This is a genomic window from Azospirillum sp. INR13 (assembly GCF_015390205.1).
Lineage (GTDB): Bacteria > Pseudomonadota > Alphaproteobacteria > Azospirillales > Azospirillaceae > Azospirillum.
Map to the genome: position 1 here is coordinate 1 of NZ_VUOI01000015.1, position 26798 is coordinate 26798.

The 26798-nt window shown below is 69.9% G+C and carries 23 protein-coding genes and 3 pseudogenes; 10 read left to right on the forward strand and 16 right to left on the reverse strand.

Annotated features, from left to right (window positions below; all coding sequences use genetic code 11):
- On the forward strand, positions 1-785 hold a 785-nt coding region (locus F1643_RS12670), incomplete at its 5' end, for a Gfo/Idh/MocA family protein (protein ID WP_194913533.1).
- A 264-nt stretch (positions 786-1049) separates the two neighbouring features.
- A complete protein-coding gene (locus F1643_RS12675; RefSeq protein ID WP_194913534.1) occupies positions 1050-1688 on the forward strand; it encodes a TerC family protein in 639 nt (212 codons plus the stop codon).
- Positions 1689-1816: 128 nt separating this feature from the next.
- Here the strand turns inward: F1643_RS12675 and F1643_RS12680 are convergent, their stop codons facing one another.
- Positions 1817-1954 carry a hypothetical protein gene (locus F1643_RS12680; RefSeq protein WP_194913535.1) on the reverse strand — a complete coding sequence of 46 codons (138 nt, stop codon included), beginning with the start codon at positions 1952-1954 and terminating at the stop codon, positions 1817-1819.
- A 126-nt stretch (positions 1955-2080) separates the two neighbouring features.
- Between F1643_RS12680 and F1643_RS12685 the strand changes: the two genes are divergently transcribed.
- The 4 genes from F1643_RS12685 (at position 2081) to F1643_RS12700 (ending at position 5979) form a co-directional block, all read left to right on the forward strand.
- On the forward strand, positions 2081-2257 hold the full coding sequence (locus F1643_RS12685; protein ID WP_194913536.1) for a hypothetical protein: 177 nt from the start codon (positions 2081-2083) through the stop codon (positions 2255-2257).
- A gap of 829 nt (positions 2258-3086) precedes the next feature.
- Complete coding sequence (locus tag F1643_RS12690) at positions 3087-4067, forward strand: TRAP transporter substrate-binding protein (RefSeq protein WP_194913537.1); 981 nt, start codon at positions 3087-3089, stop codon at positions 4065-4067.
- Between the two features lie 58 nt (positions 4068-4125).
- Positions 4126-4683 (forward strand): TRAP transporter small permease, encoded by a 558-nt coding sequence (locus F1643_RS12695; protein WP_194913538.1) that lies wholly within the window; start codon positions 4126-4128, stop codon positions 4681-4683.
- A 12-nt stretch (positions 4684-4695) separates the two neighbouring features.
- The gene (locus tag F1643_RS12700; RefSeq protein ID WP_194913539.1) at positions 4696-5979 is read left to right on the forward strand and encodes a TRAP transporter large permease; all 1284 of its coding nucleotides are present in this window, start codon (positions 4696-4698) and stop codon (positions 5977-5979) included.
- Between the two features lie 147 nt (positions 5980-6126).
- Here F1643_RS12700 and F1643_RS12705 read toward each other — a convergent pair.
- Positions 6127-7127: pseudogene (locus tag F1643_RS12705) on the reverse strand (MDR family oxidoreductase).
- Positions 7128-7490: 363 nt separating this feature from the next.
- On the opposite strand from F1643_RS12705, the gene F1643_RS24240 reads away from it, so the two are divergent.
- Together F1643_RS24240 and F1643_RS21715 are read left to right on the forward strand one after the other, a co-directional pair.
- A complete protein-coding gene (locus tag F1643_RS24240; RefSeq protein WP_304488774.1) occupies positions 7491-8474 on the forward strand; it encodes a DUF4347 domain-containing protein in 984 nt (327 codons plus the stop codon).
- A complete protein-coding gene (locus F1643_RS21715) occupies positions 8359-10077 on the forward strand; it encodes a calcium-binding protein (RefSeq protein WP_206692477.1) in 1719 nt (572 codons plus the stop codon). The genes F1643_RS24240 and F1643_RS21715 overlap by 116 nt, the downstream gene beginning before the upstream one ends.
- Positions 10078-10430: 353 nt before the next feature.
- Here the strand turns inward: F1643_RS21715 and bluB are convergent.
- The 3 genes and pseudogenes from bluB to cobA all read right to left on the reverse strand — a co-directional run.
- A pseudogene (gene bluB / locus F1643_RS12715) lies at positions 10431-10958 on the reverse strand (5,6-dimethylbenzimidazole synthase); the annotation flags it as partial.
- Between the two features lie 4 nt (positions 10959-10962).
- Positions 10963-12276: a cobyrinate a,c-diamide synthase gene (locus F1643_RS12720; protein ID WP_194913541.1), complete on the reverse strand. Its 1314-nt coding sequence runs from the start codon at positions 12274-12276 to the stop codon at positions 10963-10965.
- A complete protein-coding gene (cobA, locus tag F1643_RS12725; protein ID WP_255542723.1) occupies positions 12269-13063 on the reverse strand; it encodes a uroporphyrinogen-III C-methyltransferase in 795 nt (264 codons plus the stop codon). Before cobA ends, F1643_RS12720 begins: the two co-directional genes overlap by 8 nt.
- A gap of 71 nt (positions 13064-13134) precedes the next feature.
- Between cobA and F1643_RS12730 the strand changes: the two genes are divergently transcribed.
- On the forward strand, positions 13135-14244 hold the full coding sequence (locus tag F1643_RS12730; protein WP_194913607.1) for a cobalt-precorrin-5B (C(1))-methyltransferase: 1110 nt from the start codon (positions 13135-13137) through the stop codon (positions 14242-14244).
- On the opposite strand, the gene cobM is transcribed toward F1643_RS12730, so the two are convergent.
- Genes cobM through cbiE form a run of 3 tightly spaced genes read right to left on the reverse strand, consistent with a single transcriptional unit; the run spans position 14223 to position 16650 of the window.
- Positions 14223-14984: a precorrin-4 C(11)-methyltransferase gene (cobM, locus tag F1643_RS12735; protein ID WP_194913542.1), complete on the reverse strand. Its 762-nt coding sequence runs from the start codon at positions 14982-14984 to the stop codon at positions 14223-14225. The two genes, F1643_RS12730 and cobM, sit on opposite strands and share 22 nt — an antisense overlap.
- Positions 14981-15424: a cobalamin biosynthesis protein gene (locus tag F1643_RS12740; RefSeq protein WP_194913543.1), complete on the reverse strand. Its 444-nt coding sequence runs from the start codon at positions 15422-15424 to the stop codon at positions 14981-14983. The genes cobM and F1643_RS12740 overlap by 4 nt, the downstream gene beginning before the upstream one ends.
- A complete protein-coding gene (gene cbiE / locus F1643_RS12745; protein WP_194913609.1) occupies positions 15412-16650 on the reverse strand; it encodes a precorrin-6y C5,15-methyltransferase (decarboxylating) subunit CbiE in 1239 nt (412 codons plus the stop codon). Before cbiE ends, F1643_RS12740 begins: the two co-directional genes overlap by 13 nt.
- A 55-nt stretch (positions 16651-16705) precedes the next feature.
- Here cbiE and F1643_RS12750 point away from each other — a divergent pair, with 55 nt between their 5' ends.
- Positions 16706-17446: a cobalt-precorrin-6A reductase gene (locus F1643_RS12750; protein ID WP_194913611.1), complete on the forward strand. Its 741-nt coding sequence runs from the start codon at positions 16706-16708 to the stop codon at positions 17444-17446.
- Between the two features lie 164 nt (positions 17447-17610).
- On the opposite strand, the gene cobJ is transcribed toward F1643_RS12750, so the two are convergent.
- The 8 genes and pseudogenes from cobJ to F1643_RS12790 all read right to left on the reverse strand — a co-directional run bounded on the left by cobJ (position 17611) and on the right by F1643_RS12790 (position 26775).
- Entirely contained in the window at positions 17611-18369 is a 759-nt protein-coding gene (gene cobJ / locus F1643_RS12755) for a precorrin-3B C(17)-methyltransferase (RefSeq protein WP_194913544.1), read from the reverse strand.
- Positions 18366-19121, reverse strand: coding sequence for a precorrin-2 C(20)-methyltransferase (locus tag F1643_RS12760; RefSeq protein ID WP_194913545.1), 756 nt, complete (start codon positions 19119-19121; stop codon positions 18366-18368). Before F1643_RS12760 ends, cobJ begins: the two co-directional genes overlap by 4 nt.
- The gene (locus tag F1643_RS12765; protein WP_194913546.1) at positions 19118-19756 is read right to left on the reverse strand and encodes a precorrin-8X methylmutase; all 639 of its coding nucleotides are present in this window, start codon (positions 19754-19756) and stop codon (positions 19118-19120) included. Before F1643_RS12765 ends, F1643_RS12760 begins: the two co-directional genes overlap by 4 nt.
- Positions 19749-21107: a precorrin-3B synthase gene (gene cobG, locus F1643_RS12770; protein ID WP_194913547.1), complete on the reverse strand. Its 1359-nt coding sequence runs from the start codon at positions 21105-21107 to the stop codon at positions 19749-19751. Before cobG ends, F1643_RS12765 begins: the two co-directional genes overlap by 8 nt.
- A pseudogene (cobN, locus tag F1643_RS12775) lies at positions 21104-24495 on the reverse strand (cobaltochelatase subunit CobN). Before cobN ends, cobG begins: the two are co-directional and overlap by 4 nt.
- Positions 24496-24746: 251 nt before the next feature.
- Positions 24747-25808: a cobalamin biosynthesis protein CobW gene (cobW, locus tag F1643_RS12780; protein ID WP_194913548.1), complete on the reverse strand. Its 1062-nt coding sequence runs from the start codon at positions 25806-25808 to the stop codon at positions 24747-24749.
- Between the two features lie 13 nt (positions 25809-25821).
- Positions 25822-26577, reverse strand: coding sequence for a CbtA family protein (locus F1643_RS12785; protein WP_194913549.1), 756 nt, complete (start codon positions 26575-26577; stop codon positions 25822-25824).
- A 9-nt stretch (positions 26578-26586) separates the two neighbouring features.
- The gene (locus tag F1643_RS12790; protein ID WP_194913551.1) at positions 26587-26775 is read right to left on the reverse strand and encodes a CbtB domain-containing protein; all 189 of its coding nucleotides are present in this window, start codon (positions 26773-26775) and stop codon (positions 26587-26589) included.
- Between the last annotated feature and the right edge of the window lie 23 nt (positions 26776-26798).

Below are 26798 nucleotides of genomic sequence, written 5' to 3' on the forward strand. Positions count from 1 at the left end.
ATGTGCTGCTGGAAAAGCCGCTGGACGCCACGCCGGAGGGCGCGCGCGCCGTGGTCTCGGCGATGGAGGCGGCCGGGCTGACGCTGGGCGTCGTGCTGCAGCACCGCTTCCGCGCCTCGGTGGAGCGGCTGGCCGGGCTGATGCGCGACGGCGTGCTGGGCCGGCCGCTGTCGGCGGCGGTGTCGGTGCGCTGGTGGCGCGACGCCGCCTACTACGCCCAGCCCGGCCGCGGCATGAAGGCGCGCGACGGCGGCGGGGTGCTGCTGACCCAGGCGATCCACACGCTGGACGCCTTCGTCGGGTTGCTCGGCCTGCCGGAGCGGGTCGCCGGCTTCGCCGCCACCAGCGTGCTGCGCAGCCCGGCCACGGGCATGGATAAAAGCATGGATACGGAGGATGTGGTCGCCGCCGCGCTCCGCTACGGCGACGGGATGCTGGCCAGCATCGACGCCACCACCGCCGCCTATCCCGGCTATCCGGAGCGGATCGAGATCGCCGGCACCGGCGGGTCGGCCGTGCTGTCCGGCGACCAGCTGGAGGTGCAGCTGGTCGGCGGCGAGCGCATCCTCGCCGGTGAGGACGGCGCCACGCTGGGCGGCGGGGCCGACCCGATGGCCTTCTCGCACCAGCATCACCGGGCCGTGCTGACCGACTTCCTCGACGCCCTCGACGAGGGACGCCGGCCGCGGGTGGACGGGCGCGAGGCGCTGAAGGTCCATCGCCTGATCGAGGCCATGCTGGACGCCGCCGCCGGCGGCAAGGTCGTGGAACTGGCAGAGCCCTGACCCCGGCGTCCGGCCGCATCGCCGCGACCGCATGGCTCGCAGCCTTGCGGAAACCACGCCATTGGCGTAAAGCGCCAAGACCAGGCCGGGCCCCTCTGACAACCTCTCCGGTTGTGATGTCGGACTGGGATCGTTATGGAGCGGCCCGCGCCCCGTGCCTCCGACCAATGCCCCGTCGACGCCCACGGCATGACCCGGCCGGTTCCGACAGCTCTCGCGCGGCCCCTCCACCCACAGTCAAGGTGATGCGAGGACGTCCGCTCAATGATGGAGCTATTCACCACCGAGGCGCTTCTGGCGCTGCTTCAGGTCATCATGATCGACCTGGTGCTGGCCGGCGACAACGCCATCGTCATCGGTCTGGCCGCTGCCGGATTGCCGCGGGAACAGCGCGGCAAGGCCATCCTGATCGGCATCCTGGCCGCCACGGTGCTGCGCATCGCATTTGCGGCGGTCACCACCCAGCTTCTCCAGGTCATCGGGCTTCTGCTGGCCGGCGGCGTGCTGCTGCTGTGGGTGTGCTGGAAGATGTGGCGCGAACTGCGCATGGCCCAGGAGGAGGACCAGGCGGTCGACGCGCTGGAGAATGACGGCGGCGTGGACTCCGGACCGCGCAAGACGCTGGGGCAGGCGGTGTGGCAGATCGTGGTCGCCGACGTGTCGATGTCGCTCGACAACGTGCTGGCGGTGGCCGGCGCCGCGCGCGAGCATCTGGGGGTGCTCGTCATCGGCCTGACCCTGTCCATCGCCCTGATGGGCCTCGCCGCCAGCGTGATCGCCCGCGTGCTGCAGAAGCACCGCTGGCTGGCCTATGTCGGCCTGATCATCATCCTCTACGTGGCGCTGGACATGATCTACCGCGGCACGATGGAAGTGTGGCCCCTGGTGAACGGCCACGCTTGAACGGCCACGCTTGAACGGCCACGCCCGACCGGCAGGGGCGCGGATATCGGCGGATCGGGTGCGCGTGCCGCGCCCGATCCGCGGCCCCGCAAGGTCGCTTCCCGCAGTCCTGCCGCAGGGCGCCGCCGTCAGGAGCGGCTGGAGAGCAGCCGGCGGACGAGGCCGCGCATGAATTGCGCGCGCATGGTGGCCGCTTCGTCCTGAATGGACTTGATCTCCGACGCGGAGGGAAGAGACCAGGAGGAGATCGGCTGGTAGTTGTTCATAGTCTTGCTCCATGAATTTGTTTGATGGGCACGCTATCCGGTTTTCCGTCTTGGATCGGATAGGCGCCGACGTTCTGTAGGTGATTATGGTCATGCGGGCGCCTCAAGACGATGCATGCATATCGCATGGCTGCGGACATCATGCTGCATCGCAGCGCAGCGCTATTATCTGTGTTTCAAGGCGCCGTCGTTTTGTATGATCACAGAGTTCCCGCGCATCGTAGCGCTGTTATTTCCATTGCCAGAGAAGAGATCCTTGATCTGCTCGGTTCTCTGTTGAAGGACTTTGAAAGATTACACTGACGGTCAGTGCGTATCTTCACGGTCTTGCCGTGAAGAAAGGGCAACAGCGCAGCGCGCGGCGGAAACAGCCACAGAAATCTTGCTGCACTGCAAAATGCTGCCGAGGGCGGCGAGGCCCGGAGACTCGATCGCCTCCCCTGTGACACTTTGTCTTCGGTCGGCGAAGAGACTTATGGAGCCAAGCCGCGGACTTCTGATATACTAGAATACACGAAGCCCGGATGCCTGACCCGGTGCGTCCGGCAATCCGGCCGCACGAGCGGTGTCAAGGGTTTCCAGCGCAACGTCCAACCATCGAGGCCGCATACCGATGAAGCAATCGCCAGCCGGCAAAGCTTGCGGCGCCTCGCGTTTCGGTCATCTTCGGACATGGCGTCCAGGACGGTTCCGGCTCACGATTCGGGCTTGTGCGGCGAGGTTATATATTAATATAATTGTTGGCAGGACCCCGCTCATCGGCAGCCGCATGTTCTGCAATCGGGTTGATGCCATCGCAAGGAGAGGTGGCAAAATCATATCGGCGGCACTCTCGTAAAAGAATATCCAGGCCACTGAACCGCCAACCCGACAGATTCTGCGTCGGATTGGATGTAAAATCAGGGGCCTTTATTTGGAAGCTGGGATAATAGCGCTGCGATGTACGAAATCCGTAAATTCACTGGTTTGGTATATCTTGGTTCCGAATAATTTGATCTTGGTCATTTCGCTACATGCATGGACGCTGTCATCCTGGCGATGCTGTGAATGCCAGGGGACCTGACCCGGAACATCAATCGAGCGCGCCGGCTTCGGCTTGGCGGCCATAACAACCTGAAGTGAGGAGTCGACCATGAAGTCAATCGTGAAGCTGCTGGCGTCCACCGCCGTCGCCCTGATCGCCGGCATGACGGTCGCGCAGGCCCAGCAGGTCACCCTGCGTTCCGCCGAAGTCCATCCCGACGGCTACCCGACGGTCGAGGCCGTCAAGTACATGGGTGAGATCGTCAACCGCGAGACCAAGGGCCGCATGGGCATCAAGGTGTTCCCGTCGGGCCAGCTCGGCGACGAGAAGGACACCATCCAGCAGACCCAGTTCGGTGTCATCGACATGAACCGGATCAGCATGGCTCCGCTGAACAACATCATTCCGGCCACCCGCGTCGCGGCGCTGCCCTTCCTGTTCCGTTCGGTCGACCACATGCACAAGGTGATGGACGGCCCGATCGGCGACGAGATCCTGGCCTCCTTCGAACAGCATGGCCTGATCGGCCTCGCCTTCTACGACTCCGGCGCCCGCAGCTTCTACAACAGCAAGCGGCCGGTGAAGTCGATGGCCGACCTGAAGGGCATGAAGCTGCGCGTGCAGCAGTCCGACCTGTTCATCGACACGGTCAAGGCGATGGGCGGCAACCCGACCCCGATGCCCTACGGCGAGGTCTACAGCGGCCTGCAGACCGGCGTCGTCGACGGTGCCGAGAACAACTGGCCGAGCTACCAGAGCTCCCACCACTACGAGGTTGCCAAGTACATCTCGCTGACCGAGCACGCGATGGTGCCGGAGGCGCTGGTGATGTCCAAGCGCAGCTACGACAAGCTGTCGAAGGAAGACCAGCAGATCATCCGCAAGGCCGCCAAGGAATCGGTCCTCAAGATGCGTGAGCTGTGGACGGCCAAGGAGAAGGAATCCGAGGCGATCGTCGTCAAGGCCGGCGTCGAAGTGACCAAGCTGTCCAAGGACGAGTTCGAGAAGGCCGTCGAGCCGGTCTACGCCAAGCATGTGACCGACGCGAAGATGAAGGACCTGGTCGCCCGCATCCGCGCCGTTCAGTAACACCCACAGCGCCGCGCCGGGCTCGCTCCGGCGCGGTCACCTCCGTGCGGAGATTGACATGAAAGCCGCGCTCTATACCCTCTCCGGACTGCTGGACGTCCTCACCCGCATCGCGTTGTGGGTCGGCGGCACCGGTCTGGTCCTCATGACCGCCGCCGTCGGCTGGCAGGTCTGGGGCCGCTTCATTCTCAACGACAGTCCCTCGTGGACCGAACCGGTGTCGCTGTTGCTGATGCTGTGGTTCATTCTGCTGGTCGCAGCGGTGGGGGTTCGTGAGCGCTTCCACCTCGGGCTCGATCTGATCCGCGATATCGTGCCTGAGATCGTACGTGTCTGCATGGACATTGCCAGCTTCCTGGTCGTCGGCTGCTTCGGTGTCGCCATGGCCTACTATGGTCTTGAGCTGGTCCTGGGTACCTGGAGCGCCATCATTCCGGTGCTCAACATTCCCGAAGCCTTCACCTACCTCCCGCTCGTCGTGTCCGGCGTGCTGATCGCTCTCTTCTCGATCGAGCGCACGCTGCTCCTGCTGGTCGAGCGCCGCGCCCAGTCCGGGTCCGAAGCCCTGGCCCAGGCGCATGCGCAGCACAGCACCGCCGAGCAGCAAGCCGACTAAGGAATCCCGGTCATGGAACTCACCGTCCTCTTCGGCACCTTCGTGGTGCTGCTGTTCCTGGGCGTGCCGATCGCCTTCGTGCTCGGCATCTCCTCGCTGGCGGCCATCGTGTACATGGGCATGCCGCCGCTCATCGTCTTCCAGCGCATGGCGTCCGGCATGAACGTCTTCGCGCTGATGGCGATCCCCTTCTTCATCTATGCCGGCGAACTGATGGTCCGCGGCGCCATCGCCGAGAAGCTGGTGCGGTTGGCGGCGGCCATGGTCGGCCACTACCGTGGCGGCATGGGCCTGGTGAACGTCACCGCCTCCACCTTCTTCGGCGGCGTGTCGGGGTCGGCGGTGGCCGAGGCCTCCGCGGTCGGCGGCCTGATGATCCCGCAGATGAAGAAGCGTGGCTACGATGTCGACTATGCGGTCAACGTCACGGTGACCGCTTCCATCATCGCGCTGATGATCCCGCCCAGCCACAACATGATCATCTACTCGATCTCGGCCGGCGGCACGATCTCCATCGCCGACCTGTTCACCGCCGGCATCCTGCCGGGCCTGCTGCTCGCCTGCTCGCTGATGGCCGCCGCCTACTATGTGGCGCGCAAGCGGAACTATCCGTCCGACCCGTTCCCCGGCTGGGATGCCGTCGGCCGCATCTTCGTGAATGCGATCCCCGGCCTGGCGCTGATCGCCATCATCGTCGGCGGTGTCCGCTCCGGCATCTTCACCGCGACCGAAAGCTCGATGATCGCGGTGGCCTATGCCCTGCTGGTGACGCTCGTCATCTACCGCAGCATGAGCTGGGGCGATTTCGTCGCGGCCACCATGGGTGCCGCCCGGACCACGGCGATGGTGCTGCTGGTCATCGGCGCCGCCGCCTCCTTCGGCTGGCTGCTGGCCCTGCTGCAGGTCCCGACCGCCATGGTCCACCTGATGCAGAACATCAGCGACAACCCGCTGGTCATCTTCCTGCTGATCAACCTCGTGCTGATGGTTCTGGGCTGCTTCATGGACATGTCGCCGCTCATCATCATCACCACGCCGATCTTCCTGCCGGTCATCACCGCCTTCGGCATGGATCCGGTCCACTTCGGCGTGATCCTGGTCCTGAACCTCGGCATCGGGCTGTGCACGCCGCCGGTCGGTGCGGTCCTCTTCGTCGGCTGTGCCGTCGGCAGAATCCCGATCATGCAGGCTGTGCGGACCATCTGGCCCTTCTACATCGCCTGCATCGTCACCCTCGGCCTCGTCACCTACGTCCCGGAAATCTCGCTGTTCCTGCCGCGCATGTTCGCGAACTGACCGCCGGAAACGGCAAGGGCGCAACACGACGCCACCGGTATTGCTTCTCGTGACGAAAACGGGCGGATGCGGCACCTCGCGGGGTGCTTCATCCGCCCGTTTCGTTTCGGTCAGGCTGAGGAGGGTCAGGCTCGGGGCGGTTCGTACTCAGGCGGTCAGGTCCAGCACCACCCGGCCGCGGATCCGGCCGGCCAGGATGCGTTGGCCCAGCGCCGGCAGGTCGGCGAAGGGATGGACCTCGTACATCGCGCCCAGGTGGACGGGGTCGAGGTCGCGGGCCAGCCTTTCCCAGGCCGACGCGCGGCGGTCGGCCGGGGCCATCACCGAATCGATGCGATCAGCGTCACGCTGCGCAGGATGTGCGGAAGCACCGTGCCGTGCAGGTCGGACGAACCGGCCAGCCCGCAGGCGGCGATGGCCCCGCCCCACACCGTCTGCGCCAGGGCGTTGACCAGCGTCGGGCCGCCCACCGCATCGACGCCGCCGGCCCAGCGCTCCTTCTGCAGGGGCGCTCCCTTTTCCAGCAGGGTGGCGCGGTCGATGAAGCCGCCGGCGCCAAGGCCGCGCAGATACTCGTGCGTCTCCGGCCGCCCGGTGGAGGCGGTGACGGCATAGCCGCGCTTGGCCAGCAGGGCGACCGCCACCGATCCGACGCCGCCGGCCGCACCGGTGACCAGCACCTCCCCGCCACCGGGCCGGATCGCGCCCCAGCGTTCCAGCGCGTCGACGCACAGCGCCGCCGTGTAGCCGGCGGTGCCGATCCCCATCGCCTGTTCCGGCGTGAAGGCGTCGGGCAGCCGGGTCAGCCACTCCGGCTTCACCCGCTGATAGCGGCTGTAGCCGCCCCACTGCGTCTCCGACAGGCCCCAGCCGTTGACCACCACCCGGTCGCCGGCCTTCCAGTCGGGCGAGCGCGACTCGACCACCGTGCCGGCGAGATCGATCCCCGCCACCATCGGCAGCTTGCGGGCGATCTTCGCCTTTCCGGTGACGGCGAGCCCGTCCTTGTAGTTGACCGTGGAATGGGAGACCTCGACCAGCACCTCATGGTCCGGCAGATCGGACGGCGAAAGCGTGGTGAAGGAGCCCTTGGGCTTGCCGTTGTCGTCGGCGATGACGAAGGCGGCGAAGGAATCGGGAAGGGACATCGGGCGCACTCCGTTGCGCTGCAGGTCTGACCGAAACGATGCGCCGCAATCCGATATAGGTCAAACAAATTGGTCTCAGCCAGTCGGTGCTCCGAATGCCTCCGAATTGGAGGTAGACGACCCGGCATCTACCTCGCCTTGGCAAATGAATGGCAAGACGGCGCCATGAAGCGGAGTAGCCGGAGGGCGGCGAAATCGATTGTGACCGTACTCTTTCGCCGTTCCGGAGAAATCAGCTCGCCCGGCCGGGCACGATGCTTCCCAAGGAATGATCAGCTTATTGGGCGTTGTGGCCTGGGCAGGATCCCGTACATCACGGTACGCGCAAAACGATTTCCAACAACTCCCCAGAAAGGGGTTTTCATGCACGGGATCATTCTTGCCGACGCCGGGCTGGCCGATATCGACGCGTTGATCGGCCGGCACGCGCCGAATGTGACGGTGATCCGGGTGGCCGCCGACGAGGACGCTCTCGGCCTGCTCGCCGACGCCCTGGAGACGGGTCCGGCCGCGGTCCACCTGATCGCCCATGGCGCGCCGGGCGTGGTGAAGCTGGGGGCGATGCCGCTCGACACCAGCGCCCTGTTCGACCGCCGCTGGCCCGATGCGACCGGCACCGAGATCCTGATCCATGCCTGCGATGTCGGCGCCGGCGGCAACGGCCGCCGCTTCGTGGAGCGTCTGGCAGCCGTCACCGGCGCGCGCGTCGCCGCCGCCAGCCACCCGGTCGGCCATGCCGACCGGGGTGGCTCCTGGGATCTCGACGTGGTGACCGGCCCGATCCTGGCGGCCCGTCCCTTCGCGGGCGCCGATGCCTGGCCGCACCGGCTGGCCTACAGCGGCACCCCGACGTCGGGCAACGACACGCTGGTCGGCGACAATGGGGGCAACACGATCAACGGGCTGGCCGGCAACGACAGCATCGTCGGCGGCACCGGCAACGACACGCTGGTCGGCGGCGGCAACACCGGCGTTGCGGCCGGAGACACCATGAATGGCGGGCTGGGCGCCGACCATTATGTCGGCGGCAGCGGCTTCAACATCGTCACCTACGAGAACGCCACCGCCGGCCTGACGCTGGACCTGACCGACGGCGCCAACAACACCGGCGAGGCGGCCGGCGATACCTTCGTCAACATCCAGCGCTGGATCGGTTCGGAGTATGCCGACAGCCTGACGGCGGGCGACACCGCGGTGTGGTTCTGGGGCCATGGCGGCAACGACGTCGAGCATGGCGGGGGCCGGCAACGACACGCTGGAGGCCGGCGACGGCAACGACAGCGTCTTCGGCGGCGGCGGCAACGACCTGATGTATGGCCGCGCCGACAACGACGAGCTGCATGGTGAACTCGGCGACGACACGGTGGCCGGCGGCGGCGGTGCCGACCTGATCTACGGCGATGCCGGCAACGACCTGCTGAAGGGCGATTGGGAGCGCGACACCGTCCATGGCGGCGACGGCGACGACACCATACTGGCCGGCATCGTCACCGCCGGCAGCTATACCCAGACCCAGGCCGACACGATCTTCGGCGAGGCCGGGAACGACCGCTACATCGTCGTCAGCCAGTATGACGCCGGCACCGTCAGCTTCGACGGCGGCATCGGCACCGACACGCTGGAGGTCCGGTCGGACAATCTGACCAGCTTCAACGGCTACAATCTGGAATACCACAACGACGTCGCGTCGCCGAAGATCGACATCAGCGGCATGACGCTGACCAGTGTCGAGACGCTGGCCCTGACCGGCAGCCAGCGCCACACCGTGACGATGACGGCGGCCCAGGCCAACGGCTTCACCGGCATCACCGGCGCGGTCACCGGCGACGCCTTTGCCATCGCCGGTGCGTCGCTGTCGGGCAGCGTGGGCGCCGGCAATGGCGGCACGCTCCAGGCCGGTCAGGTCCAGGCGGAGACGGTGAACGGCGTCACCCTGGTCCATATCGGGATGAACGCCACCGCCGGGGCCGACGTGACCCTGCGCATCGCCGGCAGCTTCGCCGCGTCGAACATCAGCCTGTCCGGCAACACCATCACGCTGGGTCAGGCCGGCACCGGCGGCAACACGGGCGGGGGCGATACCGGCGGTGGGACTCCTGGCGGCGGTACTCCCGGCGGCTCCACTGGGGGCTCCACTGGCGGCCTGACGCTGACCGGCACCGATGCCCGCGACTATCTGGCCGGCGGCAGCGGCAACGACGTCATCACCGGCAATGGCGGCAACGACTACATGGTCGGCGGCGCCGGCAGCGACAGCTTCGTCTTCAAGCCCGGCGACGGCTGGGACTATGTCGCCGACTTCCAGGCGGGCAGCAGCGGCGACGTGCTGAACGTCGCGGGCTGGGCCGGGCTGACCGACTACACCGCGGTGATGGCCGCCACCACCCAGGAGGGCGCCAACACCATCGTCCGTTTCGACGACAACAACAGCGTCACCCTGGCCAACGTCACCCGCAGCAGCCTGACCGCCGCCAACTTCTCCTTCCTCAATGCTTCGCCTGGAGCCTCTCCCGGCGGCAGCACGGGCGGCGGTTCCACCGGTGGTGGTTCGACCGGCGGGGGGTCCACGGGCGGCGTCACCGGTCGGATCGTCACCGGGACCTCGGCCGGGGAGTATCTGGCCGGCGGCAGCGGCAACGACACCATCACCGGCAACGGCGGCAACGACTACATGGTCGGCGGCGCCGGGCGGGATACCTTCGTGCAGGGTGCGGCCGACGGCTGGGACTGCATCGGCGATTTCCAGGCCGGCACCGGCGGCGATGTCATCGACCTGCGCAGCGTCGCCGGCTTCACCAGCCTGAACGACGTGCTGACCCACTCCGTCCAGAACGGGGCCGACCTGTCGATCGACATCGGCAGCACCAGCACCAGCACCCTCAAGCTGATGAGCGTCGACCGCGGCACCCTGACGGCGGAAAACTTCCTGTTCGCCAACCCGATCGGCTGAACAGGCGGCGGGCGCCATCCCTTCGCGGGGGTGGCGCCCGTCCCTTCATTCCCTAGGGCAATCGCATATGGGACCCATTTTCCTTGTAAGGGACTTCCGTCATCCCCGCGAAGGCGGGGATCCAGAGTTCGCAAGGCGACTCTGATGGAAAAGCCTGGATCCCCGCCTTCGCGGGGATGACCGGCTTCCTTGGAAAGGAAAACGATCGTCGAATGCAATTGCCCTTCTTCACTCCCCCTGCCAGCGGTCGCGGAACACCAGATCCTCCAGCGGCAGGCGCTTGCGCCAGCCCTTGGTTCCAGTTCCGGCGTCGCTTCGAAATGGGTGACGTGGCCGAGGCAGAGATAGGCGATCGGCACGATGCGTTCCGGGATGCCCAGCGCATCCCGCAGCGCGTCCTCGTGCAGGATGCTGACCCAGCCGACCCCCAGCCCTTCCGCCCTTGCCGCCAGCCACAAATTCTGCACGGCGCAGACGCAGCTGTAGAGGTCCATCGCCGGCATGTGGGTGCGGCCCAGCACCACCGGGCCGGAACGCTCGCGGTCGCAGGTGATGCAGAGATTGATCGGCGCCTCGCGGATGCCTTCCAGCTTCAGCCGGCTGTAGAGGCTGCGCCGCTCCCCCTCGAACATTGCCGCCGCTTCCTCGGTGGCACGGGTGAAGTCGGCGTGGATGCGGGACTTCACGGCCGGATCGGTGACGACGATGAAGTTCCACGGCTGCATGAACCCCACCGACGGCGCATGGTGCGCGGCCAGCAGGATGCGGGTCAGCACCTCGTCCGGCACCGGATCAGGCCGGAACTGCCCGCGCACGTCGCGGCGGGAGAAGATCGCCTTGTAGAGCGCGTCGCGCTCCGCCGGGGTGAAGTCATCCTCCATCCCCTTACCCCCGCGCGATCAGGTGGACGAAGGACCCCAGCGCCAGCCCGCGCCGGCTGCCGAGATCGCCCAGGTCGCTGCCGTCCGCCGCCGTCGCGCTCAGGAGCGGTGCGTCGTCGCCGCGGGCAAGGGTCGAGGCATAGTGGAACTCGTGCCCCATCAGCTTCGTGCCGGCCGGCCCCAGCGGCCCATCGGCCGGCAGAGCCGCGCGGCGATAGCCCAGATGCAGCCGCCGCTTGGCGAAGGAGGTGCGTACGCCCAGCAGCCCGGTCATCGGGTGGGTGACGCCATCGGCATCCTCCAGCGTCTCGCCCATCACCATGTAGCCGCCGCACTCGCCATAGACCGGCACCCGCTCCGCCGCCTTGCGCAGCCCGTCGCGGAATCGGCGGTTGGCGGCGAGGCGGCCGGCATGGAGCTCCGGATAGCCGCCGGGCAGATAGACGGCGTCCGCATCCTCCGGCGGCGTTTCGTCCGCCAGCGGGGAGAAGAAGCACAACTCCGCCCCGGCGGCCTGCCAGCCGGCGGTCAGGTGCGGATAGACGAAGGTAAAGGCGGCATCCCGCGCGATGGCGATGCGCTGGCCCAGCGGCGGCAGGGCGGGGGCGTCGCTGCCGTGCCCGGCCTTGGACGGTTTCGCCAGCGCGACGACGCGGTCGAGATCGACATGCTCCGCGATGAAGCGGCCGAGTGCCGTCAGCCGGTCGGCCAGCCCCTCCGTCTCGTCGGCCTGGACGAGGCCGAGATGGCGTTCGGGCAGGCTGAGGTCCGGCGCGCGCGGCAGGGCGCCCAGCAAGGGGATGCCCAACGCCTCGATGGCGTTGCCGGCGAGTGCGGTGTGGCGCGGGCTGCCGACATTGTTCAGCACCACGCCGCCGATGGTCACGTCGTCGCGGTAGGTGGCGAAGCCCTTCACCAACGCCGCGGCCGATTGCGACTGTCCCTTGGCGTTCACCACCAGCAGGACCGGCCAGCCGGTGCGCGCCGCGATCTCCGCCGTCGAGCCGGTGCCGGTGGCGCCGATCCCGGCGACGCCGTCGAACAGGCCCATCAGCGCCTCGCAGACCAGCAGGTCGGCGCCCTCGGCGGCGCGGGCGGCCAGCCCGTCCAGCAGGTCCGGCCCCATCGCCCAGGTGTCGAGGTTCACGCTCGGACGGCCGGTGGCGGCGCGGTGGAAGGCCGGGTCGATGTAGTCCGGCCCCGACTTCACCGCCCCCACAGCCACGCCGCGGGCGCGGAGCGCCGCCAGCAGGCCCAGCGTCAGCGTCGTCTTGCCGGTGCCCGATGCCGGGGCGGCGATGATGATGCCATCAGCCATTTTGCAGCGCCATCTGGCCCGGCAGCCACTCCAGCGCCGGGCGCAGCCGCACCACCTCGCCGATCACGATGATGGCGGGCGGCTCCAGGTCGCTGGCCGCCAGATCGGCAACGCAGGTGCCGAGGCTGGTGACGAGGCTCTTCTGGTTGGCGGTCGTCGCCTCCGTCACCACGCCGACCGGGGTGTCGGCGGACAGACCGCCGGCCATCAGCTCCGCCGCGATGGTCGGCAGCGCCTTCCAGCCCATATAGAGGATCAGCGGCGCCTTGGTGGCGGCCAGCGCCCGCCAGTCCGGCCCGCCGCCCAGCGAATGGCCGGTCGCCAGGATCACCGCCTGGTTGGTGTCGCGGTGGGTCGCCGGAATGCCGGCATAGGCCGGGCCGGCGATGCCCGACGTGATGCCCGGAACGATGCGGAAGGGAATGCCCTCCGCCGCCAGCGCCTGCGCCTCCTCGCCGCCGCGGCCGAAGACGAAGGGGTCGCCGCCCTTCAGGCGCAGGACGCGGTGGCCCTCCTTCGCCAGTTCGATCAGGCGGTTGGTGATGTCGTCCTGGTGGGCGGAGGGGCGGCCGCCGCGCTTTCCGGCGAACTCCAGCCTTGCCGACGGGCTGGCGAGCGCCATGATCCGTTCGCCGACCAGCGCGTCATGGACGATGACGTCGGCTTGCCTTAGACCTTGCAGCGCCAGCAGGGTCAGCAGGCCGGGGTCGCCGGGGGCCGGACCCGGCCAGCCAGACGCTGCCGGGGGCGAAGGGGACCAGGACGCTTTCGGGAATGGACGACTCAAACGACATGAACGCGGACTCGGGCTCGGAGAAGACGGAAGGCGGTGCGGAGGGTGCCGGTGCCGGAGAGGGCATGGCGGAGCATGCTACACCCTTGCGCCGCGGCTGGACGACGGGAACCTGCGCCACTGCTGCGGCGCGGGCGGCTGCCGAAGCTCTGTTCGGCCGGGAGTTTCCCGATCCGGTGGCCGTGACCCTGCCCGGCGGCCAGACCCCGGCCTTTGCCCTGGCGGTGACGGAGCGGGGGGAGGGGCCGGATGGACCCTGGACCGCGGCCGGCGTGGTCAAGGATGCCGGCGACGATCCCGATGTGACCCACGGCGCGCTGGTGCGGGCGCGGGTCTGGCACGGCGCGCCCGGCAGCGGCGTGAGTTTCCGCGCCGGTCCCGGCGTCGGCACCGTGACCCTGCCCGGCCTGCCGCTGGCCGTCGGCGAACCGGCGATCAACCCGGTGCCGCGCAGCATGATCGCGCAGGCGGTAGGGGAGGCGGCCGCCGCGGCCGGCCAGCCGGCCGACGTGGTGGTCGAGGTCGGGGTGGAGAATGGCGAGCAGCTCGCCAAGCGCACCATGAACGGCCGGCTCGGCATTCTGGGCGGGCTGTCGATCCTGGGGACGACGGGGATCGTCGTGCCCTATTCCTGCGCGGCTTGGATCGCCTCGATCCAGCGCGGCATCGACGTGGCGCGCGCCGCCGGACTGATCCATGTCGCGGCCTGCACCGGCGATCTGTCGGAAAAGGCGGTGGCGGCGCGCTATGGCCTGCCGGAACAGGCGTTGATCGACATGGGCGATTTCGTCGGCGGCACGCTGAAATACCTGCGCCGGCATCCCATTCCGCGCCTGACCCTGTGCGGCGGCTTCGCCAAGTTCGGCAAGCTGGCGCGCGGGCTGATGGATCTGCACAGCAAGCGCCATGCTGTCGATTTCGACTGGCTGGCCGGGCAGTTGGCGGACATGGGCGCCGGGCCGGAGCTGATCACGCAAGCGCGCGGCGCCAACACGGCGGCGCAGGTGCTGGGCATGGCGGATGCCGCCGGCCTGCCGCTGGCCGACCATGTGGCCGAGCTGGCCCGCCGCGCCGCGCAGGAGGTGCTGGAGGATGCGCCGGTCGCCGTCGAGGTGCTCGTCACCGACCGGCAGGGGCGCATCGTCGGAAGCGCTCACTCCCCCAGCCCCCGGTAACGCCGCACATGGCTGCCGTCATAGAGCGCGCTGCAGCGGAACTCCTCATGGCCCAGCGCCGGGCCGACCAGGATCAGCGCGGTGCGTTCCATCGGTGAGGCCGCGACCTGCGCCGCGATGTCGGACAGCGTGCCGCGCAGCACCCGCTCGTCCGGCCATGTCGCTCGATAGACCACCGCAGCCGGGCAGTCGGCGCCGTAGAGCGGGGTCAGCCGCTCCACCACCCGGTCGATGACGTGGATCGACAGGTGGATCGCCAGCGTGGCGCCCGAGGCGCCCAGCACCTCCAGCGTCTCGTTCGCCGGCATGGCCGACGCGCGCCCCTCGGTGCGGGTCAGGATCAGCGTCTGGCTGACCTCCGGCAGGGTCAGCTCCCGTCCCAGCGCGGCCGACGCGGCGGCGAAGGCCGGCACGCCGGGGGTGATGCTGTAGGGGATGCCGAGTTCACGCAGCGCGCGGGTCTGCTCGCCGAGCGCGCTGTAGACCGACAGGTCGCCGGAATGCAGCCGGGCGACATCCTGGCCGGCGGCATGGGCGGCCTGGAACTCGGCGACGATCTCATCCAGCGTCAGCGGCGCGGTGTCGACGATGCGGGCGTCGGCAGGGGCGTGGGCGATGATCTCCTTCGGGACCAGCGAGCCGGCATAGAGGCAGACCGGGCAGCGCGCGATCAGGTCGCGGCCGCGCAGGGTCAGCAGGTCGGGAGCGCCCGGTCCGGCACCGATGAAATGGACGGTCATGAACGGGTCTCCGACAAGGCAACTGCAGGCAAGGCGAGCGCCACGGTGGCGCGGGGGGTGGAGCGGCGCGGCAGCAGCAGGCGCGATCCCGGCCCGGCGGCGGCCAGCGCCGCGGCCTCCGCGACCGACGCCAGCCCGACCGCGGCCAGCACGGTGGATGATCGGGTGTGGACGCGGTCCTGCGCCGCCAGCATCGCGTCCTCCTCGATGAAGCGCAGCGGCAGGCCGAGCGCGCGGGCAGCCTCCGCCAAACCCGCCTCGTCGGCCTTCATCGCCGGGGCGGCCAGCGCCGCCAATTGGCGCGCGGCGTCGGGCAGGGCCGCCTCGTCGAAGGCGGCGGCGACCAGACCGGCGATCTCCTCCCAGCCGCAGCCGCGGCGGCAACCCAGCCCCACGAAAACCGGGCCGAACAGCAGGGCATCGGGCGTCAGGCGGTCCATGTGCCCTCCCCATGCGGCTTTTCCGCTCGCCACAGCGTGACCGGCATGGCGGCGCGCCAGCCACGGAAGCCTCCGACCGCCGATGCGCGGGCAACGGCGATCTGGGTCAACTCGCCGCCCAGCCGCTTGTGCGCGTCGAACAGCACCGCCTCGCTTTCCAGCGTCACCGCGTTGGCGGCGATCCGGCCGCCGGGGGGCAGGGCGTCCCAGCAGGCCGCCAGCACGCCGTCGGCCGTCAAGCCGCCGCCGATGAAGATGGCGTCCGGCTGCTCGAGCCCGGCCAGCGCTGCCGGGGCCTTGCCGCGCGCCAGAGCCAAGCCGGGAACGCCGAAGGATGCGGCGTTGGCGAGGATGCGGTCGATGCGCTCCGGGTGGTGCTCAACGGCGATGGCGCGGTTGGCGGGGTCGCGTAGCATCCATTCGACGCCGATGGAGCCCGACCCGGCGCCGACGTCCCACAGCAGCTCGCCCCGGCGCGGCGCCAGGAAGGACAAGGTGACGGCACGCACCTCGCGCTTGGTGATCTGGCCGTCATGCTCGAACCAGTCGTCGGGCAGGCCGGGGGCGAGCGGCAGGACACGGGCGCCGGGGGCGGCGACGCAGTCCAGTGCAATGGTGTTGAGGTCGGCTACCTGTTCGGCGGTCCAGGCGTCGGCGGTCGCCTCCAGCCGGGCTTCGCGCGGTCCACCCATCGCCTCCAGCACCGTCAGGCGCGAGGCGCCGAAGCCGCGGGCGCGCAGCAGGGCGGCCAGCTTCGCCGGGGTCGTTCCGTCCCAGGAAAGAAGCAGAATCTTGGAGTTCGGTTGCAGATGCGGAACGACCAGCTCCAGCGGACGGCCATGAACGGTCAGGCAGCGGCAGTCCTGCAGGGGCCAGCCGAGCCGGGATGCCGCGAGGCTGAAGGCGGATGCCGCCGGAATCACCATCGTTTCCGCAGCCGGAACGAGCCGCGACAGCGTGGCGCCCACCCCGTACCAGGATGGATCGCCGCTCGCCAGCACGCAGACCCGCTGCCCGCGCCGCGCGATCAGGCCGGGGAAGGCGTCGGTCATCGGCGACGGCCAGGACAGACGTTCCTGTCCGGCAACGACCGGCACGAGATCGAGGTGGCGGGCGCCGCCATAGAGGATGGTGGCGCCTTCCACCGCCGCGCGGGCGGCGGGCGGCAAACCGTCCCAGCCATCCTCGCCGATGCCGACGATGCTGAGCCAGCGGGCCGTTCCCATGCTATCCATGGCGCCGATCCTGACGGGTGGGGAGGGGGAGTTGGTCAAGGCGCTGATGGTCAAAGTGCTGATCCTGGGCGGCACGACGGAGGCGACGGCGCTGGCGAAGCGTCTGGCCGGCCATCCGTGCATCGACGCCTGCGTGTCGCTGGCCGGCCGGACGAAGAACCCGGTGCTGCCGCCGCTGCCCACCCGCATCGGCGGTTTCGGCGGGGTGGAGGGCTTGACCGACTATTTGCGCGCCGAGGGGGTCGAGGCGGTGATCGACGCGACGCATCCCTTCGCGGCGCAGATCTCCGCCAATGCCGCCGCGGCCTGTGCACAGGTCGGCGTGCCGCTGCGTGTCCTGACCCGGCCGGCCTGGGTGGCCGGGCCGGGCGACCGCTGGATCGGTGTGCCGGACATGGACGCTGCGGCGCTGGCGCTGCGCGACCTGGGCGACACCGTGTTCCTGACCATCGGCCGGCAGGAGGTCGCGGCCTTCGAGGCGGTGCCGGACAAGCGCTACCTGATCCGCGCCGTCGATCCGCCGGAGCCGATGCCGGCCCTGCCGCGCGTGAGCCTGATCCTCGACCGCGGACCCTTCACCGTGGAGGGCGAACTGGCGCTGATGCGCGGGGAGGGAGTGGAGGTGGTGGTGAGCAAGAACAGCGGCGGACGCGCCACCGACGCGAAGCTGGAAGCCGCGCGCGCGCTGGGCCTGCCGGTGGTGATGGTGGAGCGTCCGGCGGGCAATGGTGTGGCGGAACTGCACGACGTCGATGCGGCGGTGGGATGGCTGGAGGGGGTGGGCTGACTCTTTCCCCTGCTGAATCCCCCTCTCCCCCCCGGGGAGAGGGTCGGGGTGAGGGGGATGCACCACGTGACTTCCCCAGAATCCTCGCCGCGCGTCCCCCTCACCCAGCCCTCTCCCCGGGGGGGAGAGGGTTACTCGCGGCGGATTGGTCGTCACGCACATCCTCACCCCCGATAATGCCGGGGCGTGTAGACCCAGCGCCCGCCATCGGCCCGCGCCACGAAGCGGGTGTGCGAGGCGCCGATGATGACCAGCGTGCGCATGTCCGCCTGCTCCGCCCGCACTTCGCCCAGCGTAGTGACGGTCAGCTCCTCGTCCGGGCGGCCGATTGCGCGGCCCAGCACGATGGGGGTCTCGGGCGCGCGGATGTCGCGCAGGGCGTCGAAGGCGGCGCCAAGCTGCCAGGGACGGGCTTTGGAAATCGGGTTGTAGAGCGCGATGACGAAATCCGCCTCCGCCGCCAGACGCAGGCGCTTCAGCACCACATCCCACGGCTTGAGATTGTCGGACAGCGAAATGGCGCAGAAATCATGCCCCAGCGGCGCCCCGGCCCGCGCGGCGGCGGCCTGCATGGCGGAAACGCCGGGATCGACCGACAGATGCACCGCGCGCCAAGCCTCCGGCGCGTCAGGATCGTCGAGCGCCTCGAAGATGGCGGCGGCCATGGCGAAGATGCCGGGATCGCCGCCCGACACCACCGCCACCCGCCGGCCCTGTGCCGCCAGATCGAGCGCGAAACGGGCGCGGTCCAACTCCACCCGGTTGTCGGAGGCGTGGCGCACCTGATTTCCCGGCGGCACCCGCTCGACATAGGGGAAATAGCCGACGAGGTCGGTCGCTTCGGCCAGATCGCGCCGGGCCTCCGGCGTCAGCCACTCCTCGGGGCCCGGCCCCAATCCAACAACTTTCAACCAGCCGTTCATCCGCGCTTGCCCTCGCCCGGAATGACGATCTGCGAGAAGTAGGGGGCGACGTCCGGCGCCTCCAGGAAGGGCATGAAGCGCTGTGCGTCCATGCTGGCGCGCTCCACATACCACGCCCGCTCGGCCAGCCCGGCGGCGGCGATGGCGCGGCGGACCTTGGGCAGGTTCTGGCCCAGCTTCATCACCACGCAGGCGTCCGCCGCCGTCAGCGCGCGGACCAGCGCTGCCTCGTCCAGCGTGCCGGGGATCACCGACAGCACGTCGTCGCGCAGCATCAGCGGACGCGGCAGAAGCGAGGCGCTGCACACCATGCTGGTGACGCCGGGGATGACCTCCGTCGCAAACCGGCCGGACAACCGCAGGAAAAGATGCATGAAGGAGCCGTAGAAGAATGGATCCCCCTCGTTCAGCGCGGCGACGGAGCGGCCGGCGGCGAGATGCGCCGCGATGCGCTCGGCGGACTCGTCGAAGAAGGCCTCGATCTGGCGGCCATAGTCCGGGTGGGTCGGCGGCAGTTCCACCGTCACCGGATAGACCATCGGCAGCTCGATCTGGTCGGGCGTGATGGCTTGGTCGGCGATGCGGCGGGCCTGCCCCCTGGTGCCGCGCTTGCAGAAATAGGCGACGACCGGGCAGGTGCGGATGGTGCGCACCGCCTTCAGCGTCATCAGCTCCGGATCGCCGGGGCCGACGCCGACGCCGAACAGGGTGCCCAGGGTGGGATGATCGGGGGTGAGAGTCTCGCCGCTCATTCCACGTCGCTCGCCAGCGCGTTGACGGCGGCGGCGGCCATGGCGCTGCCGCCGCGCCGGCCCCGGATCGCCAGATAGGGGACGCCGAAGGGGTTTTCGGCCAGTGCCTCCTTGCTTTCCATCGCGCCGACGAAGCCGACGGGGAAGCCCAGGATCGCCGCCGGTTTGGGCGCACCGGCCGCCAGCATCTCCAGCAGGTAGAACAGCGCGGTCGGTGCGTTGCCGATGGCGACCACCGATCCGCCCAGCCGGTCGCCCCACAGGTCCAGCGCGGCGGCCGAGCGGGTGTTGCCGATGGTCTTCGCCAGATCGGGCACGGCGGCGTCGCGCAAGGTGCAGACCACCGCGTTGTCGGCCGGCAGGCGGGCGCGGGTCACGCCATGGGCGACCATCTCGCTGTCGCAGAGGATGGGGGCGCCGGAGCGCAGGGCGGCGCGGGCGGCGGTGCCGACATCGGCGGAGAACAGCAGGTCCTGGGCCGCATCGACCATGCCGCAGGCGTGGATGACACGCACCGCCACCGGCTTCAGGTCGTCGGGGATGGCGGACAGGTCGGCCTCCGCCCGGATGGTGGCGAAGGATTGGCGGTAGATGGCCGCTCCGTCGCGGATATAGTCGTAGAGCGGCTCAGGCACCGGCGGACTCCTCGGTCAACAGATCCGCGACGCGGGCCACGGCGTCGGCGGGGGACAGGCCGGTGTGCCCCTGCATATGGCTGGCGGCATCACCGGGTTTGGCGTTCAGGGCGACGTCATATTCCCCGTCGCGGGCGGTCAGGGTGACATCGGCGATAGCGGGATGGGCGCAGCCCTTGGCGCAGCCCGACACATGCACCATTCGCACATGGTCCAGCAAGGGGCCTGCGCGGTTGGCGATGGCGAGCGCCGTCGCATGGGTGTCGGTGGTGCCGACATCGCAGCCGCCGGCTCCACTGCAGGCCGTCAGCTTCAGCCGGCGGTCGGTGTGCGACAGGATGGCGCCGTGGGCATGGGCGATGTGCTCTGCGTCCGTGGAAGGATCGACGAGGATCAGGGCGCGCCAGGGGGTGATGCGGAACTCGACGCAGGCGGCGGCGAGGGCGGATAGGGTGGCGCTGGTCAGGCGGCCGAAGGGGAAGGCGGTGGTGAGGAAGGCCGGTGCCTCTCCAATGCGGAATCCCTTCTCCCCCCTGGGGAGAAGGTTAGGATGAGGGGGTTCGGCGGAGCCGAAGACATCCATGAGGTGCGGCACTTGCCCCCACCCTGACCCTCCCCCGCTGGGCGGGGGAGGGGATATCAGCGGGGAGAGGCGCGTTGCGAACGGCTCAATTCCAATCGCGGCGACCAGACCGGCCATGCGGCGCGGCGGCTCCGGCAACTCGGCGCGCAGGTCCAGAAAGGCACGGCCCAGCGCCGACGCCACATCCGCAACGTCCTCCGCCCGGCACAGGCCGAGCGGTGCGGCCTTCGCCAACGTCCCGCCCAAGGATACCCGAAACCGCTCCGTATCCACCGCGTCAAAGCGTACGTCCGTGCTGCTGCCAGCCAGATGGCCGATCCCGCCGCCGCAGACCAGCCAGCCGAATTTCGGTGGCAGGCGGTGCAAAGCCGTATCCGCCGCCAGACGCGCGTCGAGCGTACGTGCCACACCCCGTACGTCCATCAACGCGGTGGAGTCCAGCCCGGCGGTGGGGGAGCACAGCACGTTGCGCACAGCCTCGCTCGCTGCATCGTCGGAGACATAGCCCATGGCGCTCAGGGCATCGGTCACCGGCTCCAGCGCCTCGGCGGGAATGCCGCGGAGCTGCAGGTTGCCACGGTGGCTGAGGTCGATCAGGCCGTTGCCGTAACGATCGCCCAGTTCGGCGATGCGACGGGCGTGTTCGGCGGGCAGCACGCCGGCGGGGACGCGGACGCGCAGCAGGAACCCGTCGCCGACCTGCATCGGCGCCAGCACGCCGGGGCAGGTGCCGCGCCGTCTCGGCTGGGTCGGCACAGGGTTCGTCATGCGGCGGTCTCCCGGAGGCGCCGCAGATCCTCCGCGGTGGAGTTGCGGCGGGGATGCCACAGGCCGCGGTCGAGCGCCTCGCTCATGCGCGCCAGAATGTGCCGGGCAGCCGCCGGATTGGCATGCGACAGGAAGTCCCACACCTCCGCATCCTCGACGTACGCGTCATACAGCTGGTCGAAATGGGCGGGACGTACGGCGTCGGTGGTGGCGGCGAAGGCGAACAGCGTGTCGACGCCGGCCGCCAGTTCCGCCGCCCCGCGATAGCCGTGGCGCATCATGCCCTGGATCCAGCGCGGATTGGCCGCCCGGCCGCGCAGGGTGCGGGCGATCTCCTCCGCCAGCGTGCGGACGGCGAGCTTGTCCGGATCGGCGCTGTCGAGATGGTAGAGCGCCGGTTCGGAGTCCTCCAGCGCCGCCGCCGCGGCGAAACCGCCCTCGAACTGCATGAATCCGTCGGTGGACAGCACGTCGTGCTCGCGCTGGTCCTGGTGGTGGACCAGGGCATCGGCCCCACCCACCCGGCGGCGGAACAATGCCGGCAGCGGCACCCCCTCCAGCCCGGCGCCATAGGCGTGGCAGCCGCCCTCCAGATAGGCGGCGCCGAAATCGGCCCGCGCGGTCCAGTCGCCGCGCGCGATCATGCCGGACAGCGCGGTGCCGTAGACGCCGGGGGCGGCGCCGAAGATGCGGGCGGTGGCCCAGCGGCGGGCGTCCTCCGCAGCGGTGCCGGACGCCGTGAGGCGCTGTTCCTCGGCCCGCGCGGTGGCGGCCAGCGGGTTGGTTTCGTCCGGCTCGTCCAGGCCGGCGACGGCGCGCACCGCCTGGTCGAACAGGGCGATCTGCTGCGGGAAGACGTCGCGGAACAGGCCGGAGATGCGCAGCGTCACATCCACCCGCGGTCGGCCCAGCACGCCGGCCGGCATGATCTCGTACCCGGTGACGCGGCCGGAGCCGTTCTCCCAGATCGGACGGACGCCGAGCAGAGCCAGCGCCTGCGCCAGTTCGTCGCCGCCGGTGCGCATGGCGGGGGTGCCCCAGCAATCCACCACCAGCCGCCGCGGCCAGTCGCCATGGTCCTGGAGATAGCGGGTGATCAGCGCGTCCGCCGCCTGCCAGCCGAGCGTCCAGGCGGTCGGCGTCGGCACGCCGCGCGGGTCGAGCGCATAGAGGTTCCGCCCGGTCGGCAGGGTGTCCGCCCGCCCGCGTGCCGGCGAGCCACCGGGGCCGGGGCGGACGAAGCGGCCGTCCAGCCCGTCGAGCAGCGCCCGCATTTCCGCCTCGCCGCAGGCGTCCACCGCGGCGGCGACCATGGCCGGATCGGCGGAGCGGGCGACGGCGGCGGTCAGGCGGTCGCGGCGCTCGCCGGCCGGGCTGTGGCCGAAGACATGCAGCCCGTCGCGGATCTGCAGTTCCTTGATGTCGCAGAGATGGGCGTCCAGCCGCGACAGGATGGCGTCGGGATCGTCGTCGGGCTGCAGGTTGCAGTCGGCGGCGACGCCGGACTTCCAGGCAAGGTCGAGGATCGTCTCGCGCAGCATGCCCAGCCGCCGCGGATCGAGCCCGGTCGCCTGCGAATACTCGTCGATGGCGGTTTCCAGCGCCGCAAGCTCGCCGTAGAGGCCGGACTCCACCGGCGGCGGGGTCAAATGGCCGATCAGCACGGCGCCGAGGCGGCGGCGGGCCTGCACGCCCTCACCGGGGTTGTTGACGATGAAGGGATAAAGGGTCGGCAGGGCGCCGCCGACGATCTCCGGCCAGCAATCGGCCGACAGCGCCACCGCCTTGCCCGGCAGCCATTCCAGCGTGCCGTGGGCGCCGATCTGCACCAGGGCGTGGATGCCGGCGATGTGGCGGAGCCACAGGTAAAAGCGAGATAGCCGTGGCTGGGGGGCGTGTCGGGGTCGTGGTGCTGGGCGGTGGTCAGGGCACCGTGACCACGGCTGGGCTGCACCGCAACCACGGCGTTGCCGCAGGGCAGGACGCGGAAGGCGAAGGCGCCGTCGCGGCAGGCGGGATCGGCGGCCGGCTCGCCCCAGGTATCGGCGATGCGGGCACGCAGTTCCGGCGGGGCGAGGTACTCGTACTCGTCCAGCGACAGGGTCGGGCTGGGAGTGGCGGTCAGCGCTGCCATCAGATCGGCGCCACTGTCCGGAACGGCGGACAGGCCGTAGCTCTCGGTCGACAGGCGATGGAGCATTGCGACCGTGCTGGCCGGGCTGTCGAGGCCCACCGCATGGCCGATGCCGCCGCCTGGGCCGGGATAGTCGGACAGCACCAGCGCCAGCCGCCGCTCCGCCCGAGCGGTTTGGGACAGGCGGACCCAGCTTGCCGCGAGGTCGGCGGTGAAGGCCATCCGGTCGGGGATCGGGCGCAGGACCGGGGCGGCGAATTGCAGGTCGGGGTCGGGCTCGCCCGCCGTCTTGAAGGCGATGGCGCGGGCGATGATGCGGCCGTCCATCTCCGGCAGCACGACGTTCATCGCAAGATCGGACGGCCCGAGGCCGCGTGACGAGGCCTGCCAGCCGGCTTCCGGCGTGGTGGCGAGGATGGCCTGCAGGACCGGGCTGCCGTTGGCCTCAAGCGGCGAGCCGTCCTCGCGCGCGGCCGAGAAGGCGGTGGTGTTGACGACCACGGCGGCCTTCTGCGCGGTCAGGCTGGCGCGCATCCAGGCGGCGCAGTCCGGCTCCTTCAGGCTGGCGACGAACAGCGGGCGGGGGCTGAGTCCACGCTCGGCCAGCGCGTCGCACAGGGCATGGATCGGGGCGAGGTCGCCTGCCAAAAGGTGGGAGCGGTAGAAAACCACCGCGGCGACCGGGGCATCGGCGGGGGCGGGAGCGGTCCAGCCGTCATAGGCGCCGAAGCGCGGGACCGGGGCGGGATCGTCATGGGGCAGGGGCGTGCCGGCCAGCGTGGCGGCGCAGGCCAGCAGATGGGACATGTTTGCCGGGCCGCCCTCGGTGAAATAGCGCCACAGGCGGTCGGCGGCGTCGGGGGCGACGGTGCCGTAGGCGGTGAGGTTCGGGTCGGGCTGCGCCTCGCCGGAGAGCACGGCGAGCGGGATGCCGCGCTCGCGGCAGAGGGCGGACAGGCGGTCGAGGCCGTAGCGCCAATAGCCGCTGCCGCCGAGCAGGCGCAGGACCACCAGATTCGCCTTGGCGACGATGGTGTCGGCGTAGAGATCGACCGACAGCGGATGGCCGAGCCGGTTGAGGTTGGCGAGGCGGAGGCTGGGCAAGCGCTCGCGCCCCGCCCGCCACGCGGCGGCGAGCGCGGTCAGGTCGCTGTCGGAAAAGGACAGCATGACGAGGTCGGCCGGCGTCTGTCCCAGGTCTTCCGCCTGGGGGCCAGCGTCCAGTTCGTCCTGGCGGGTGGCGAGCAGGTGCATGGATGTCCGCGGATACGTTCAAGGAGTGGGGACACTTGCCCCCACCTATCCTCCCCCGCTCTCAGCGGACCTACGGTCCGCCTGCCGCGTCAGCACAAAGCATAGCTTTGTGCGAGAGCTGGGCGGGGGAGGGGACTAGCGCCTGTACAGAAAAGCGGCGGCAGTCCCTCCCCCGCCATCGGACCGACCTTCGGTCGGCCGAGAGCGGGGGAGGATAGGTGGGGGTCTGACGCCGCACCGAATTTAACCCCTTACCCAACAACCGCCCGCGTCACCGCGTCACGATCCAGCCCGGTCTCGCCGATCACGACCAGACGGCTGCGGCGCTCCTCGCCGGGCTTCCACAGGCGGTCGTAGTGGGTCTGGATGCGGGTACCGACGCCCTGGACCAGCAGGCGCATCGGCTTGCCGGGCACGTCGATGAAGCCCTTCAGGCGCAGCACGCCATGCAGGCCGGCGACCTGCTCCAGCGTCATCGCCAGACGGGCGGGATCGGGCTGCGGCGGCAGCTCCACCACGAAGCTGGTGAAGTCGTCGTGGTCGTGGCCCTCTTCGTCGTCATGGTGGCTGGGACGGTTGGCGAGGTCATCCTCCACCGCCGCACCGACGCCGAGCAGAACCAGCGGATCGACGGCCCCCTGCGAGGCTCGCACCAGCTTGGCGTCGCGGCCGACCGCGTGGGACAGGGCGCCGCGGATCAGGTCCTCAACACGGGCGAGGTCGTCGGCGGCCAGCAGATCGGTCTTGTTGACGACGATCAGGTCGGCGCAGAGCAGCTGGTCCTCGAACACCTCTTCGATCGGCGTTTCGTGGTCGACGGTGCCGGCGGCGTCCCGCTGGGCCTGAAGCGCCGCGGGATCGGGGGCGAAACGGCCCTCGGCGGCGGCGGCGGCATCCACCACGGCGATGACGCCGTCCACTGTGACCCGCGTCTTGATCGCCGGCCAGTGGAAGGCCTGGACCAGAGGCTTGGGCAGGGCCAGGCCGCTGGTCTCGATCACGATATGCTCGGGCGGCTCCGGCCGGGCCAGCAGCTTTTCGATGGCCGGGACGAAGTCGTCGGCGACGGTGCAGCACAGGCAGCCGTTCGCCAGTTCGATCACGTCGTCTTCGGTGCAGGTCGGGTTGCCGCAGGCGCGCAGGATGTCGCCGTCGATACCGACATCGCCGAACTCGTTGATGATCAGGGCCAGCCGGCGGCCGTCGGCCTTTTCCAGCAGGCCGCGGATCAGCGTGGTCTTGCCGGCGCCGAGGAAGCCGGTGATGACGGTCGCCGGAACCTTGCCGGCGGCCGTCTTGGAAACTGCGGACATGGGACGTAACTCCTTAACGCGCGCCGGGCTGGGTCCGCAGGGCCGGGCGGTGTTCGGCCTCGCCGACCAGTCCGCTCACCAGCCAGCCGCAGACCGCGCCCAGGATCGCCCAGAACAGGGCGGCGCTGCCCAGCGAGGCGGTGACGAAATGGGCGGCCAGCTCCGGCGGGACGGCGCCTTCGGCACTTTCCGGATGAGGAGCGCCGACCAGATGGGGCAAGGCGGCGGCCAGGACGGCGGCGGCGATGACGAAGCGGTTGCGGGCGAAGGCGAGCGCGGTCATGCCGACACCGGCCCCGGCCGCGGCGGCCAGCCACCAGAGCTGGCGCAGCTCCAGATCGGCCCCGGCCATGCCCGGCAGCTCCGGCGGCAGGCCGAAGGACGGCGCCAGCGAAACGGCGACGAAACCGCCGGCCCCCCACACCAGCCCGCGCCGCGCATCGACCGGCCGGCCGGCCAGCAGCATCGCGGCCGACAGCAGCAGCGCATAGGCCACGCCGGTCAGCAGGTTGGAGACGATGGTCAGGCCGATGCGCTGCATCGCCTCGTCCAGCGTGGTGGGCACGCCTTCGCCGACCTCGCGCACGGGGCCGTGCTGGTGGGACGCCGCAGGTGCGCCGGCGGGCGCGGGCGGCGGGGTCACCACCTCGTACTTCTCGGCTTCAAGGATCAGCGGGACGGTCGTCGCCTGCTGAACGACGGAAGCGGCCGTGCCGGAGAGCACGCCCGCGACCAGGGCGGCTGTGAACAGCCGCCGGATCAGATCCATGACCCTGGCTTAGTGGCAGGGGAATGCGAAGGAGTGACGGGCATCGTGGGCCGCGTCGTGGATCTGCTGCGGCTGGGCGAAGCCGACGCCGTACAGCAGGAAGCTGCCCAACAGGATCGCGGCGAAGGCGGCGACCGCGGTCTGGGCGGCGCTGCGGGTCGCGGAACCGGCGGCAGTGTGGAGCGAATGGGTGGTCATGGAACGAAATCCTTGCTGTCCCG